The sequence below is a fragment of the Methylobacterium sp. ME121 genome (assembly GCF_000974725.1).
Classification (GTDB): Bacteria; Pseudomonadota; Alphaproteobacteria; order Rhizobiales; family Beijerinckiaceae; genus Methylobacterium; species Methylobacterium radiotolerans.
In genome coordinates this window covers 60,584-73,184 of the sequence record NZ_BBUX01000011.1, presented here as the reverse complement: position 1 = coordinate 73,184, position 12,601 = coordinate 60,584, and the positions used below count along the sequence as shown (strand labels likewise).

Annotated in this window: 12 protein-coding genes; 11 read left to right on the top strand and 1 reads right to left on the bottom strand. The window is 70.7% G+C overall.

The window, feature by feature from the left end:
- Positions 1-37 precede the first annotated feature (37 nt).
- The 7 genes from ME121_RS10370 (at position 38) to ME121_RS10335 (ending at position 6,948) form a co-directional block, all read left to right on the top strand.
- Positions 38-910, top strand: a complete 873-nt coding sequence (locus ME121_RS10370) for a branched-chain amino acid ABC transporter permease (RefSeq protein ID WP_012329570.1) — start codon at positions 38-40, stop codon at positions 908-910.
- Entirely contained in the window at positions 907-1,941 is a 1,035-nt protein-coding gene (locus tag ME121_RS10365) for a branched-chain amino acid ABC transporter permease (RefSeq protein ID WP_012329571.1), read from the top strand. The genes ME121_RS10370 and ME121_RS10365 overlap by 4 nt, the downstream gene beginning before the upstream one ends.
- The gene (locus tag ME121_RS10360; RefSeq protein WP_058608075.1) at positions 1,938-2,756 is read left to right on the top strand and encodes an ABC transporter ATP-binding protein; all 819 of its coding nucleotides are present in this window, start codon (positions 1,938-1,940) and stop codon (positions 2,754-2,756) included. Before ME121_RS10365 ends, ME121_RS10360 begins: the two co-directional genes overlap by 4 nt.
- On the top strand, positions 2,749-3,453 hold the full coding sequence (locus ME121_RS10355; protein ID WP_012329573.1) for an ABC transporter ATP-binding protein: 705 nt from the start codon (positions 2,749-2,751) through the stop codon (positions 3,451-3,453). Before ME121_RS10360 ends, ME121_RS10355 begins: the two co-directional genes overlap by 8 nt.
- Positions 3,446-3,892: a Rieske (2Fe-2S) protein gene (locus ME121_RS10350; protein ID WP_024827367.1), complete on the top strand. Its 447-nt coding sequence runs from the start codon at positions 3,446-3,448 to the stop codon at positions 3,890-3,892. The genes ME121_RS10355 and ME121_RS10350 overlap by 8 nt, the downstream gene beginning before the upstream one ends.
- Positions 3,893-4,489: 597 nt before the next feature.
- Positions 4,490-5,086 (top strand): response regulator, encoded by a 597-nt coding sequence (locus tag ME121_RS10340; protein WP_043074725.1) that lies wholly within the window; start codon positions 4,490-4,492, stop codon positions 5,084-5,086.
- The gene (locus tag ME121_RS10335) at positions 5,083-6,948 is read left to right on the top strand and encodes an ATP-binding response regulator (RefSeq protein WP_059408792.1); all 1,866 of its coding nucleotides are present in this window, start codon (positions 5,083-5,085) and stop codon (positions 6,946-6,948) included. The genes ME121_RS10340 and ME121_RS10335 overlap by 4 nt, the downstream gene beginning before the upstream one ends.
- Before the next feature lie 152 nt (positions 6,949-7,100).
- Here ME121_RS10335 and ME121_RS10330 read toward each other — a convergent pair whose 3' ends face one another.
- On the bottom strand, positions 7,101-7,544 hold the full coding sequence (locus ME121_RS10330; protein ID WP_012329577.1) for a PACE efflux transporter: 444 nt from the start codon (positions 7,542-7,544) through the stop codon (positions 7,101-7,103).
- 89 nt (positions 7,545-7,633) lie between these two features.
- On the opposite strand from ME121_RS10330, the gene ME121_RS10325 reads away from it, so the two are divergent.
- The 4 genes from ME121_RS10325 to ME121_RS10310 all read left to right on the top strand — a co-directional run bounded on the left by ME121_RS10325 (position 7,634) and on the right by ME121_RS10310 (position 12,557).
- On the top strand, positions 7,634-8,542 hold the full coding sequence (locus ME121_RS10325) for a LysR family transcriptional regulator (RefSeq protein WP_024827366.1): 909 nt from the start codon (positions 7,634-7,636) through the stop codon (positions 8,540-8,542).
- 147 nt (positions 8,543-8,689) lie between these two features.
- Positions 8,690-9,592, top strand: coding sequence for a LysR family transcriptional regulator (locus ME121_RS10320; protein ID WP_024827365.1), 903 nt, complete (start codon positions 8,690-8,692; stop codon positions 9,590-9,592).
- Between the two features lie 125 nt (positions 9,593-9,717).
- A complete protein-coding gene (puuE, locus tag ME121_RS10315) occupies positions 9,718-10,881 on the top strand; it encodes an allantoinase PuuE (RefSeq protein WP_059408791.1) in 1,164 nt (387 codons plus the stop codon).
- Between the two features lie 176 nt (positions 10,882-11,057).
- The gene (locus ME121_RS10310) at positions 11,058-12,557 is read left to right on the top strand and encodes an NCS1 family nucleobase:cation symporter-1 (protein ID WP_089231655.1); all 1,500 of its coding nucleotides are present in this window, start codon (positions 11,058-11,060) and stop codon (positions 12,555-12,557) included.
- Positions 12,558-12,601: the final 44 nt, after the last annotated feature.

Here is a 12,601-nt window from a genome sequence, read left to right as displayed (position 1 = left end):
CGGCCTCCGGGCCGGGGCGCATCCTCGGAGGCAGCCCGTGAACGAACTGATCCAGCACCTCGTCAACGCGCTCATCCTCGGCGGCACCTACGCGCTGCTGGGGATCGGCCTGACGCTGATCTTCGGGATCATGAACGTGGTGAACTTCACCCACGGCGCGCTCTACACGGTCGGCGCCTACGTCATGTATCTCGCGGTCGCCGCCCTGGGGCTGAACTTCTTCCTGGCGCTGCCGGTGGCGATCCTCGGCGGCCTGCTGCTCGGGGCCGCGATCGAGCTGCTGCTGCTGCGCCCGTTCCGGGGCTCGGACATCGACACCACCATGCTGGTGATGATCGGGGCCGGCATCGTCCTGCAATCCGGCACGCTCTGGACCTTCGGCGGCGTCGCCAAGGCGATCCCGTCGCCCTTCCCCGAGGCGCCGCTCCAGGTCGGCCCGGTCTCGGTGTCGTGGCTGCGGCTGTTCGTGCTCGGCGCGGCGCTGACCCTGATCGCCCTGACCTACGCGCTGATCAACCGGACCAAGCTCGGTCTCGCCATGCGCGCGGCCTTCCAGGATTCCGACACGGCGGCGCTGATGGGCGTCGACGTCCGCCGGATCTACACCGCGACCTTCGCCCTCGGCTCGTCGCTGGCGGCGGCGGCGGGCGCGCTCCTCGGTCCCGTCTACGTGGTGTTCCCGCAGATGGGCGGCCTCGCCGAGCTCAAGGCCTTCGCCATCGTCATCCTGGGCGGGCTCGGCAACGTCACCGGCGCGGCGATCGGCGGCTTCATCCTGGCGCTCGCCGAGGAGCTGGGCGCCGGGTACGTCTCCTCCGGCTACCGGGACGCGATGGGGTTCCTGATCATCATCGCGGTCCTGCTCTACAGGCCCACCGGGCTGTTCGCGAAGGCGGAGCGCATCGGATGAACCGGCTCCTCCCCCTCGCCCTGCTCGCCGGCCTCGTGGCCCTGCCCCTGGGGCTCGGCGCCAGCCCCTACCTCCTCAACGCGCTGGTCGTGACCGGCATCCTGACGATCGGCGCCATGAGCCTGAACCTGCTCCTGGGCTTCACCGGGCAGCTCAGCCTCGGCCACATCGCGTTCTTCGGGATCGGCGCCTATGTCAGCGCGCTGACCAGCCTCGGCTTCGACGTGGATCTGGGCTTCGGGATCCGCGTGGTCCACGAGCCCTGGCCGGCGGTCGTCGGCCTCCTGCTGGCGACGGCGGCGGCGGGCGCTTGCGGCTACCTGATCGGGCGGCTCTCCTTCCGGGTGCGGGGCGCCTACTTCGTGATCGTGACGATCTCGTTCGCCGAGGTCGTGCGACTCGTGGCGCTCAACTGGGTGGAGCTGACCCAGGGGCCGCTGGCGCTGACCAACATCCCGGCCATCACCCTCGGCCTGCCGGGCCTCGGGATGTGGACCCTCAAGACCAAGCTCCAGAACTACTACCTCGTTCTGGCCGTGGGGACGCTCTGCTACGCCGTGATCGCCCGCCTGGTCGGCGGGCGCTTCGGCCGGGCGATGCGGGGCCTCAAGGAGAACGAGCCGCTGGCGCTGTCGGTCGGCATCAACGCCACCCGCACGCTGACGGTGGCGGCCGTCATCTCGGCCGCGATGGCCGGCGCGGCGGGCAGCCTCTACGCCCATTACCTGCGGATCATCGATCCCGACGTGTTCCTGTTCGCCACCACGGTCAGCATGGTCATCATGGTGGTGGCGGGCGGCAAGGGTACCCTGATGGGCCCGGTCGTCGGCGGCCTGATCTTCGGCCTGCTGCCGGTGGCGCTCCGCCCGGTCATGGCGCCGGAGGCGCAGTGGATCGTCTACGGCCTCGTGCTGATCGTGATCCTGTTCGTGATGCCGCGGGGCATCGTCCCGGGCCTGGCGGCGCTGCTCGGCCGCCGGCCGGCCCCGGCCGCCCCCGTCCTCGAGGCCAATCCGGCGGTGCAGCGATGAGCGCGATCCTCTCCGTCGAGCATGTCGGCGTCCGCTTCGGCGGCCTCGTCGCCATCGCGGACCTGCATTTCGACGTCCGGGCCGGCGAGATCGTCAGCCTGATCGGCCCGAACGGGGCCGGCAAGACGACGGCCTTCAACGTGATGACCGGCTTCCTCAAGCCCAGCCAGGGCGATGTCCGCTTCCGCGGCACGTCCCTGAAGGGCCTGCCGCCGCACGCGATCACGCGGCTCGGCCTCGCCCGCACCTTCCAGCGCACCAGCGTCTTCCCGGACGACACGGTGTTCGAGAACGTGATGATCGGCCTGCACCAGATGGGCGCCGCGGCGGGCCGCGCGCCGGTGCTCGACGCGCTCCTCGGCCGCGCGGGGGCCGGCGAGCGGCAGCTGCGCGCCCGCGCCGCGGCGCTCCTCGACTGGGTCGGGCTCGCCGGCCGGGCGCAGGAGAAGGCCGGCGCCCTGGCCTACGGGGAGCAGCGCCTCGTCGGCGTGGCGCTGGCGCTCGCCACTGAGCCCGCCATGCTGCTCCTCGACGAGCCGGTCTCGGGGATGAACGCCTCCGAGACGCGGGTCTTCGTGCGGCTGATCCGGCAGATCCGGGAGCGCGGCGTCACCATCCTGCTCGTCGAGCACGACATGCCGATGGTGATGGAGGTCTCCGACCGCATCGTCGTCCTCAATTACGGCCGCCTGATCGCCGAGGGGCCGCCGGACCGGATCCGCAGCGACCCGGCGGTGATCGAGGCCTATCTCGGCCAGGGCAGCGCCGCCCGGCAGGCCGCCGCCGCTGCCGCGCAGGAGGCGGTCCATGCTTGAGATCCGCGACCTCGTCTGCGGCTACGGGCACGTCACGGCGCTGAAGGGACTCACGATCGACGTGCGCGAGGGCCAGCTCGTCGCCCTCGTCGGCGCGAACGGGGCCGGCAAGTCCACGACGCTGCGGGCGATCTCCGGCCTCGTCCCGCCGCGATCCGGCGCGATCCGGTTCGCCGGCCGGGACATCGCCGGGGCGGAGCCCCGCCGGATCCTGGCCGCGGGCATCGCCCATTGTCCGGAGGGGCGGCGCGTCTTCCCGCAGATGACGGTCGCCGAGAACCTCGCCATGGGCGCCTATCTGCGCCGCGACCGGGCGGCGGTCGCGGCGGACCTGACGCGCATCTACGGGGAGTTCCCGCGCCTCGCGGAACGCCGCGACCAGGCGGCCGGCACGCTCTCGGGCGGCGAGCAGCAGATGCTGGCGATCGGCCGCGCGCTGATGGGGCGCCCGAAGCTCGTACTGTTCGACGAGCCGTCCCTGGGCCTCGCGCCGAACATCGTCGAGCGGATGTTCGCGGTGATCGGGGCGATCCGCGATGCCGGCACGACCGTGCTGCTCGTCGAGCAGAACGCCTTCGCGGCCCTCGAACTCTGCGACTACGCCTACCTGCTCGAGACCGGCCGCATCGTCCTCGAGGGGCGCGGGCAGGACCTCATCGCCGATCCCCACGTCCGGGACGCCTATCTCGGTGGCTGAGGCGGTACCGCCGGGGTGGATCCGCCTCGGCCCGACCGACCTTCTCGGCGATCGGGACCTGCTCCCCGTCACCGCGGGCGGACGCCAGCTGCTCCTCGTGCGGGCCGGCGCGCGGATCGTGGCCGCCGAGCGCGCCTGCCCGCACGAGGGGGCCGACCTGGCCCTCGGCCGCTGCGTAGCGGGCCGGCTGCTCTGCCCCCGCCACCAGGCCTCGTTCGACCTCCGGGACGGCGCCGTCTCGCCGGGCTGGTCCTTCCGTGCCCTGCGCCTGTTCGCGATCGAGGCGGCCCCGGACGGGCTCTGGCTCAGGACCGGATCGGACCTTCTCGCGCCCAACACGGCGCGGTCGGGCTGCACCCGCCGGGCGGGCACGGGAGAGCGGTCGGAAGCGGGACCGGACGGTAGAGCGACCGCGAGCGGCCGACAGATCGGGATCTAGGGCCGCGCGGTCGGGATCGCGGCGCTCACCGCGCGTCTCGCGCGGACGATCGTGCTGCACCCGCTCCTGCTCGGGCGGGGGCGCATCGCGAGGACGGTCGCGGGGGCGCCCTCCCGCTGGGGACGCGGGCCGATCGCCCGTCCGAAGGTGTCGGCCCAGGCCAGCCTCGTCACGTTGTCCAGGCTCGGAGTCGTCGGGGCTTCCTGGCGGGCCGCTCGGCGGCGCTTGCGGGCCGCGGCGCCGATCCACCGCTTGATCAGGGTACCCCTCGCGGCGAATGTCGGATCCGACGCGGTCCAGCCGACGCTTCGTCTATGACGGCGATGAGCCATGGAATCCCCTCAAACCGACTTCGGAGGGCCGCTCGCGCGCGGTCCGTCGGACAGCATCGCACCGCCGCGTGGGTCGCACAGGATCGCGGGCGCGCGCCCAGCATCCGATCCCGTCCGCGTGGCCTTCTGCTGCATCCCCGGGCGCGTGCGATTGAATGTCCCGAACATCAGCTTAGCCGATCGGGATAGCTTCGTGGACCAGTCCACATGGACTGGTCTATGACCCGTGACGGCGCCTGCGCGGTTGCTCTAAACAGGATCCGGCATGGCGCAGGAAGCAATCCTCATCATCGATGACCACGCGCTGTTCCGATCCGGCATCGTCTCGATGCTGTCGACGGCGTTCGACGAGATTCCGGTTCTCGACAGTGCATCGCTGCACGAGGCGCTCGCCATCGTCGCCGTCGTCCCGACGATCGTCCTCCTCGACATCCAGTTGCCGGGCATCAGCGGCCTCGAGGGGATGGGCCTGCTCCAGCAACGCTGGCCGGCCGCCCGGATCGTCGTGGTGTCCGGCCTGGATCTGCCCGACACCGTCAGCACGGCCCTGGCGCATGGCGCCTGCGCGTTCCTGTCCAAGGCCGACCGTCCCGACCGGATGATGACGGTCCTGCGCGAGATGCTCGCGCGGTCGTCCGCGGCCCCGCGCGCGGGCGCCGCCCTCTGCCCGACGCTCACGCCGCGCCAGGCCGAGGTGCTGACCCTGGTCGGGCGCGGCTTGTCCAACAAGATGATCGGACGCAGTCTCGGCCTGTCGGAACACACGATCCGGGGCCACGTGCAGGGGCTGCTGTCGGTGCTGGGGGTGACGCGGCGCGCGGAGGCGGTCTTCAAGGCTCAGCAACTCGGCCTGATCCGATGAGCCCGTCGCAGGAGGACCGGATCGCGGCCGAGCAGCTGCGCCTCGTTCTCGACGGCGTCACGCAGTCGGTCGCCGTCGGTTTCCTCGTCTCGACGCTCATGCTCGCCGTGCTGTGGGAGCTGGTGCCCCACGCCGTCCTGCTCGGCTGGTACGGCGCGTTCCTCGTCGAGCGGTTCGGGGCGGCCGCCTACGCGCGCCGCGTGCGCGAGGCGGTCGGCGAGCCCGATTGCGCCCGCCGGGTGGAGCGCGTCATCTTCGCGAGCAAGATCGTCGAGGGCGCGATCCTCGGATCCCTGATCTGGATCGCGCTCCCGCTGCAGATCCCGGCGGTGAGCATCCTGACCATGTCGCTGCTGGGCGCGACCTGCAGCAACGGCGTCTCGCTCCTGGCGCCGCGGCGGCACCTCTATCTCGCCCTCGTCGTCCCCGTCGCCGTCCTGGCCGCCGGAACCCTCTGGTCGCTCGGCGGCGCGCCCTACAGGGCCCTGGCGGTCTGCTCGATCCTCTTCGTGGTCGGGCAGTACGGTCAGGTCGTGCTCGCCAGCCGCCGCGTGCGGGAATCCATCGAGCTCCGCTTCGAGAACGCGGCCCTCGTCGAGCAGCTGCGCGCGGAGAGCGCCGCGGCGCACCGGGCCCGCCGCGACGCCGAGCACGCCAACACCGCCAAGTCGCAATTCCTGGCGGCGGCCAGCCACGATCTGCGCCAGCCGGTCCACGCCCAGGGCCTGTTCCTCCAGGCGCTGAGCCAGACGGATCTCGCCGCGCCGCAGCGGCGGATCCTCCAGAACGCCCAGACCGCGAACGTCGCGTCGACGGACATGCTCAACACGCTGCTGGACTTCTCGCGCCTGGAAGCCGGGGTCATCACGCCGCGGCGCCGCGCCTTCGAACTCCAGCCGCTCCTCGACAAGATCGAGAACGATCTGGCGCATCTGGCCGACGCCAAGCGCCTGATCTATCGAACCCCCCAGACCGATCTGGCGATCGTCTCGGACGCGGCCCTGCTGGAGCTGGTCCTGCGCAATCTCGTCCTCAACGCCATCCGGTACACCGAGCGCGGCGGCGTCCTCATCGGCTGCCGCCGCCGGGGCGCGGGCGTGTCGATCGAAGTCTACGACACCGGGATCGGCATCCCCGTCGACCAGCGCGAGGACATCTTCCGGGAGTTCTACCAGCTCGGCAATCCCGAGCGCGATCGGCACAAGGGCCTGGGGCTCGGGCTCGCGATCGCGCGCGGGATCGCCGCCTCGCTCGATCATCCGCTCTCCCTCTCGTCGGAGGTCGGGAGCGGCAGCGTCTTCCGCATCCTCGTGCCCAGGAGTCTCGACGCCGTGCTCGACAGCGTGCTCGACACCGTGCACGGCGCCGACCTCGACGCCGCGGGCGAGGCGGACATCTCGGAGAGCGGCGGACTGGCCGGCGCCCGCATCCTGATCGTCGACGACGACGCCATCGTCCGCGACGCGATGGTGGCTCTCCTCTCGGGCTGGGGGTGCCTGTGCTGGGCCTTCGAGGACCCGACCGAAGTCACCCGACTGCCCTGGCAGGGGCCGCCGCCGGATGCGCTGATCTGCGACTATCGCCTGAGACGGGACCAGACCGGCGCGGACGCCATCGCGACGCTGCGGCAGCATTGGGGGCGGCCGGTCCCGGCGATCCTCATCACCGGCGACACCGCGCCCGTCCGCATGCGGGAGGCCTCGGAGAGCGGGATCCCGCTGATCCACAAGCCGGTCCGACCGGACCTTCTCCAGACCGCGCTCGCCGCGCTGATCCCGCCGGGCCGGCCGCCCGTCGGGCCCGTGAGCGCGGAGGCTCGGCGCGGACCGGAGAACACGGGTCTCGTCCGCGCGGCGGGATAGTCGGCGCCTCCCAAGCTCCGCGGGCCTCCGAACGCCCGCCGCGCCATCGTCGCGGCCCACCCGGCGCGGCCGGCGGCGGGTTGGGCCGGATCGGCGTGCACGGGATCGGTGACGCGACGGCGCTGCGCGGCCGCGTCGCCGAACGCAGAGCGTCAGCGGGACGGCTCGGCGGCCGCGTCGGTCCAGCTCGGAAGCGGGAAGGTCCGATCGTAGGCCAGATTGAACACGAAGGCGTAGGCCACGTAGAAGGCCGCGATCGCGAGATCCATGAAGAAGGCCTCAACCAGGCCGATGCCGAGGTACCACGCGATCGGCGGCAGCAGGATCATGAGCAGACCCGCCTCGAACAGCACGGCGTGGAAGACTCGCAGGACGAGGCTCTTGCGCGTGTGCCCGGCGAGCCGCTGCATCGCCCGGTCGAAGCCGAGATTGTAGACGTAGTTCCAGCTCGTCGCGACGAGGGCGCTGCCGACGCCGATCACGCCCATGTCGGCGGCGTGCAGGCCGAAGGCCGCGGTCCCGAGCGGGACGATGAGCAGGAGGCCGATCACCTCGAACAGGATGGCGTGGCGGATACGGTCGCGGGTGCTGCGCATGGTCTCGCTCTGCGGAGGCGGTTTGGTCGGCCGCTCTCTATCTGCGATAACGCCATCCTCAAGTTAGGACGTATCTGAGAATCCGATAGATGGCGGTGTCGCTGGACCAGCTCCAGGCTTTCGTGGCCGCGGCGGAGGCCGGCTCCTTCTCGGGCGCGGCGCGGGCGCTGCGGAAGGCCCAGTCGGCCGTCAGCGCGCAGGTGGCCAACCTCGAGACGGATCTGGGGTTGGCGCTGTTCAGCCGCGCGGGCCGGAACCCGGTGCTGACCCCCGCGGGGGAGCGGCTGCTGCTGGAGGCGCGCGTGGTCCTCGACCGGCGGGAGCACCTGATCGGCGTCGCGAGCAGCCTGGAGCAGAGCGTCGAGAACCGGCTGGTGGTCGCCATCGACGAGCTCTACCCGGAGCACGCCCTCGGCGCCCTCTTCGCCAGCTTCGCCCAGCGCTTCCCCTTCGTGGAACTCGAACTGCTCTTCCCGCTCATGGAGGATGTCAGCCGCATGGTTCAGTCGGGGGCCGCCGACCTGGGTGTGATGTGGCGCCAGGAGGAGCTCCCCACGGAACTCGGGTTCCAGACCATCGGCTGGGTGCCGCTCAAGCTCGTCTGCGGCCGCGATCACCCGCTCGCGAAGGCGCGGGTGGAGTGGGAGGAGCTGAAGCGCCACCGCCAGATCCTCGTGGCCGCCCGCGGCGACGGGGCGGAGAAGCGCCGTCTGCGGGTCGCCGCCGAGGTGTGGTGGGTGGAGAGCCACTGGGTCATTCTGGAGATGGTGAAGCACGGGATCGGCTGGGCCTTCGTCACCGACCACGTCATCGCCGCGTCCCTCACGGCGCCGTACCTCGTGACGCCGGACCTTCAGTTCGACCAGGGCGACTGGCCGATCGCCCTCGAACTGGTCTGGCACAAGCAGCGGCCCTGCGGCCCCGCCGCGACCTGGCTCCGGGAGCGTTTCGCGGCGGAGCGCGTCGGCGGCCTCCCGGTCGAGGGCTGGCCACGCTGAGGAAGGGCCGCCGCGCGGAGCCGCGATCGACGGGCCCGCCGGTGAGCGCGACCCGGCGCGACTCCCGGCGCGGTCGTCCCGACAGGCGGTCTGGACGCGGAAAGACCTCTGTGTTCCTATCCATTCGAATTTCCTATGGTCCGGCCTATGGAGCTCCGGCATCTTCGCTACTTCGCCGCGGTGGCGGAGCATCTCAGCTTCACCGCCGCCGCCCAGAGCCTGGGCGTGTCGCAACCGCCGTTGAGTCAGCAGATCCGCGATCTCGAAGTGGAGATCGGCGTCAACCTGTTCGAGCGCTCGAGCCGGCGCGTCGTCCTGACCGCGGCGGGCGAGGACTTTCTCGGGAACGCGCGGGCGGTTCTCGCGCAGGTCTCCGACGCCGTCGACCGGGCGCGCACGATCGGCACCGGAGCGGCCGGCATCCTCAACATCGGCATGACGAGTTCCGTCCTCGCAGGGCCGGCCGGATGCCTGATCCGGGCCTTCGAGCAGCGCTTCCGGGCGGTGGACGTGCGCATCCACGAGATGGCGCCGACCGACCAGATCGCGGCCCTCAAGGCGAACCGGACGGATCTCAGCTTCCTGCGCAGCCCCCCCGAGGACCCGGATCTCGTCGCCCACATGGCGTGGCCGGAGCGGCTCTGCGTGGCCGTGCCGCGCGAGCACGCCCTCGCCGCCGGTCGGAGCGTCGCGATCGACGTCTTCCGCAGCGAGCCGCTGATCTCGCTCGGCCTCGAGAGCTCGCGCTTCGCCGCGGAAATCTACCATGCCTGCATCCAGAGAGGCTTCACGCCGAGCATCTCGCAGCAGGTCAACGAGGCCTCGTCGCTGATCAACTTGGTCGCGGCCGGCTTCGGTCTCGCCATCATCCCGGAATTCGTCGGTCGTGCGAGACATCCGGACGTCGTCGTCTTGCCGATCAAGCCGTCATTCCTGTCGGCGGACGTCTATGCGCTGCATCATACTCGACGAAATCCGGTCATCGACAATTTCCTCGCGCTGATCCGCGAGGAGGCGCCGGGCTTGATCGCGCGGTTCCAGAAGCGGTGACGCCGTCCGGAGGCCGGATCAGTTGTCCCGCCATCTAAACGTGCAGCCTATCAATCAAGCCGAACAAGATATTGGACCAACGGACGTCGGTGCGTCTATCTCGCGTTGGAACGAGGGATCACGCCATGTTCGACCTCGACCAGGACTATCCCCGCGACATGGTCGGATACGGTCGGCATCGACCGGACCCGGCCTGGCCCGGGGGCAAGCGCGTCGCCGTCCAGTGCGTCATCAACTACGAGGAGGGCGGGGAGAACTGCATCCTCCACGGTGACGCGGCGTCCGAGGCCTTCCTCTCCGAGATCGTCGGGGCCCTGCCCTGGCCGGGGAAGCGCCACGCCAACATGGAGTCGATCTACGAGTACGGTGCCCGCGCCGGCTTCTGGCGCCTCTGGCGGGCGTTCACGCGCCGCAACCTCCCGGTCACGGTCTTCGGCGTCGCCTCGGCGATGCAGCGCAACCCCGAGGCCGTCGCCGCCATGGTCGAGTCCGGCTGGGAGATTGCCAGCCACGGCCTTCGCTGGATCGACTATCGCGACCACAGCCCGGAGGCCGAGCGCGCCGATATCGACGCGGCCGTCGCGCTGCAGACGTCGCTGACGGGCAGCCGGCCCCTCGGCCTCTACCAGGGGCGGACCTCCGCGAACACGCTGGCGATCGGCGCCGCCGAGGGCGGTTTCCTGTACCTCGCCGATTCCTACGCCGACGACCTGCCCTACTGGCTGCGGATCGGGGGGCGTCAGCAGCTCGTCGTTCCCTACACCCTCGACGCCAACGATATGCGGTTCGCGACCGCCCAGGGTTTTAACAACGGCGACCAGTTCTTCGGCTACCTCAAGGACACGTTCGACGTCCTGTACCGCGAGGGCGAGGCGGGCCGGGGCGGCATCATGTCGGTGGGGCTCCACTGCCGCCTGGTCGGGCGTCCGGGGCGGATGGCCGCGCTGGAGCGATTCCTCGACTACGTGGGCGATCACCCGGACGCATGGGTGACCACCCGGCTGGACATCGCCCGCCACTGGATCGCGGCCCACCCGCCGCGCGGCGGCTACCGGCCGACCCGCATGGGCCGCGCCCTGTTCGGCGAGGTCTTCGGCCCGGTCTGCGCCGGCCTGTCCGGCGCGTCGCCCGCGGCCGGCGCGGCGATGGCGGAGCGGGTCCGCGCGGGCGGACTCACCGCGGAGGCGGACGACCCGTCCGTTCTGGCCCGGCTCCTCGCGGAGGCCGCGGGTGTCCCGGCCGACGCGCGCGGCCTCCGGAGCCGACTCGAGGCGCTCACCGGAGGATAGAGCCGACGCCTCGACCGGGTCGTGAATGCCCCAACGCGGTCGTTATCTGTATTCGGTTCGGGTTTACAAGGATCAGGAGACGGAGAGACGCAGGTCTTGCTTGACGGGCCGCAAAGGGCCGTCAGGGTCACGGGAAAAGCCCGGCAACAGGGCTGCGCCAGTCAGGGAGAAACGCCATGTACGCACAGGTCGAGGCCGCCGGCATCAGCACCGCCGTGTCGGATGAACGGGACGCCGTCGTCATCAAGCCGAGCTACGATCCGGATCTCGTGAACAAGGATCTGGCGCCGCTGCGCAAGCAGACCTGGGGCACCTACAACATCTTCGCCTTCTGGATGTCTGACGTTCACAGCGTCGGCGGATACGTGACCGCCGGCTCCCTGTTCTCGCTGGGACTCGTGAGCTGGCAGGTGCTGATCGCCCTGCTGGTCGGCATCGTCATCGTCCAGGTCTTCTGCAACCTCGTCGCCAAACCCAGCCAGCGGACCGGCACGCCCTATCCGGTGATCTGCCGCGCCTCCTTCGGCGTGAAGGGCGCCAACATCCCGGCGATCATCCGCGGGCTGATCGCGGTGGCGTGGTACGGCATCCAGACCTACCTCGCCTCGGCGGCGCTGACCGTGGTGGCGCTGCGCTTCTTCCCCGAACTCGCCGTCTACGCCGACCTCAAGCAGCACGGCTTCGCCGGCCTGTCGAGCCTGGGCTGGGCCGCCTTCATGACCCTCTGGGTCCTGCAGGCTCTGGTCTTCTGGCGCGGCATGGAGGCGATCCGCGTGTTCATCGACTGGGCGGGACCGGCGGTCTACGTGGTGATGATCGCGCTCGCCGCGTACCTCGTCGCCAAGGCCGGGCTCGGCGAGATCGGGCTGACCCTGGGCACCGTGAAGTACACCGGCTGGGACGCCCTACCGGTGATGATCAACGCCGTCGCCCTCGTGGTCTCCTACTTCTCCGGGCCGATGCTGAACTTCGGCGACTTCTCGCGCTACGGCGAGAGCTTCGAGGCGGTGAAGAGGGGTAACTTCTGGGGCCTCCCGGTGAACTTCCTCGGATTCTCGCTCCTGACGGTCGTCACCGCCTCGGCGACGGTGCCGGTCTTCGGTCACCTGATCACCGACCCGGTGGAGACGGTGAGCCGCATCGACAGCACCTTCGCGGTCGTGCTCGGCGCCTTCACCTTCATGACGGCGACCATCGGGATCAACATCGTCGCGAACTTCGTCTCGCCCGCGTTCGACTTCTCGAACGTGTCGCCGCGGCGGATCTCGTGGCGGATGGGCGGGATGATCGCGGCCGTCGGCTCGATCTTCATCACGCCCTGGAACCTCTACAACAATCCCGCCGTGATCCACTACACGCTCGACGTCCTCGGCGCTTTCATCGGCCCGCTGTTCGGGATCCTGATCGCCGATTTCTACGTCGTGAAGAAGGAGAAGGTCGTCCTCGACGACCTCTACACGATGAGCCCCGCCGGGACGTACTGGTACACGGACGGGTACAACCGCGCCGCCGTGGCCGCCCTGATCCCCTCGGCCCTGATCCCCGCGCTCTGCGTGATCCTGCCGGGCCTGGAGAGCGTGGCGAACTTCACGTGGTTCATCGGCTGCGCCCTGGGCTTCGCGATCTACACGGCCCTCATGCGCCGCCGCCCCGCCGGCGCGGTCCGTCCGGCCTGAACCGGACCGATCGGGCCCGGCCCCGGTCCGTATCGGAGACACGA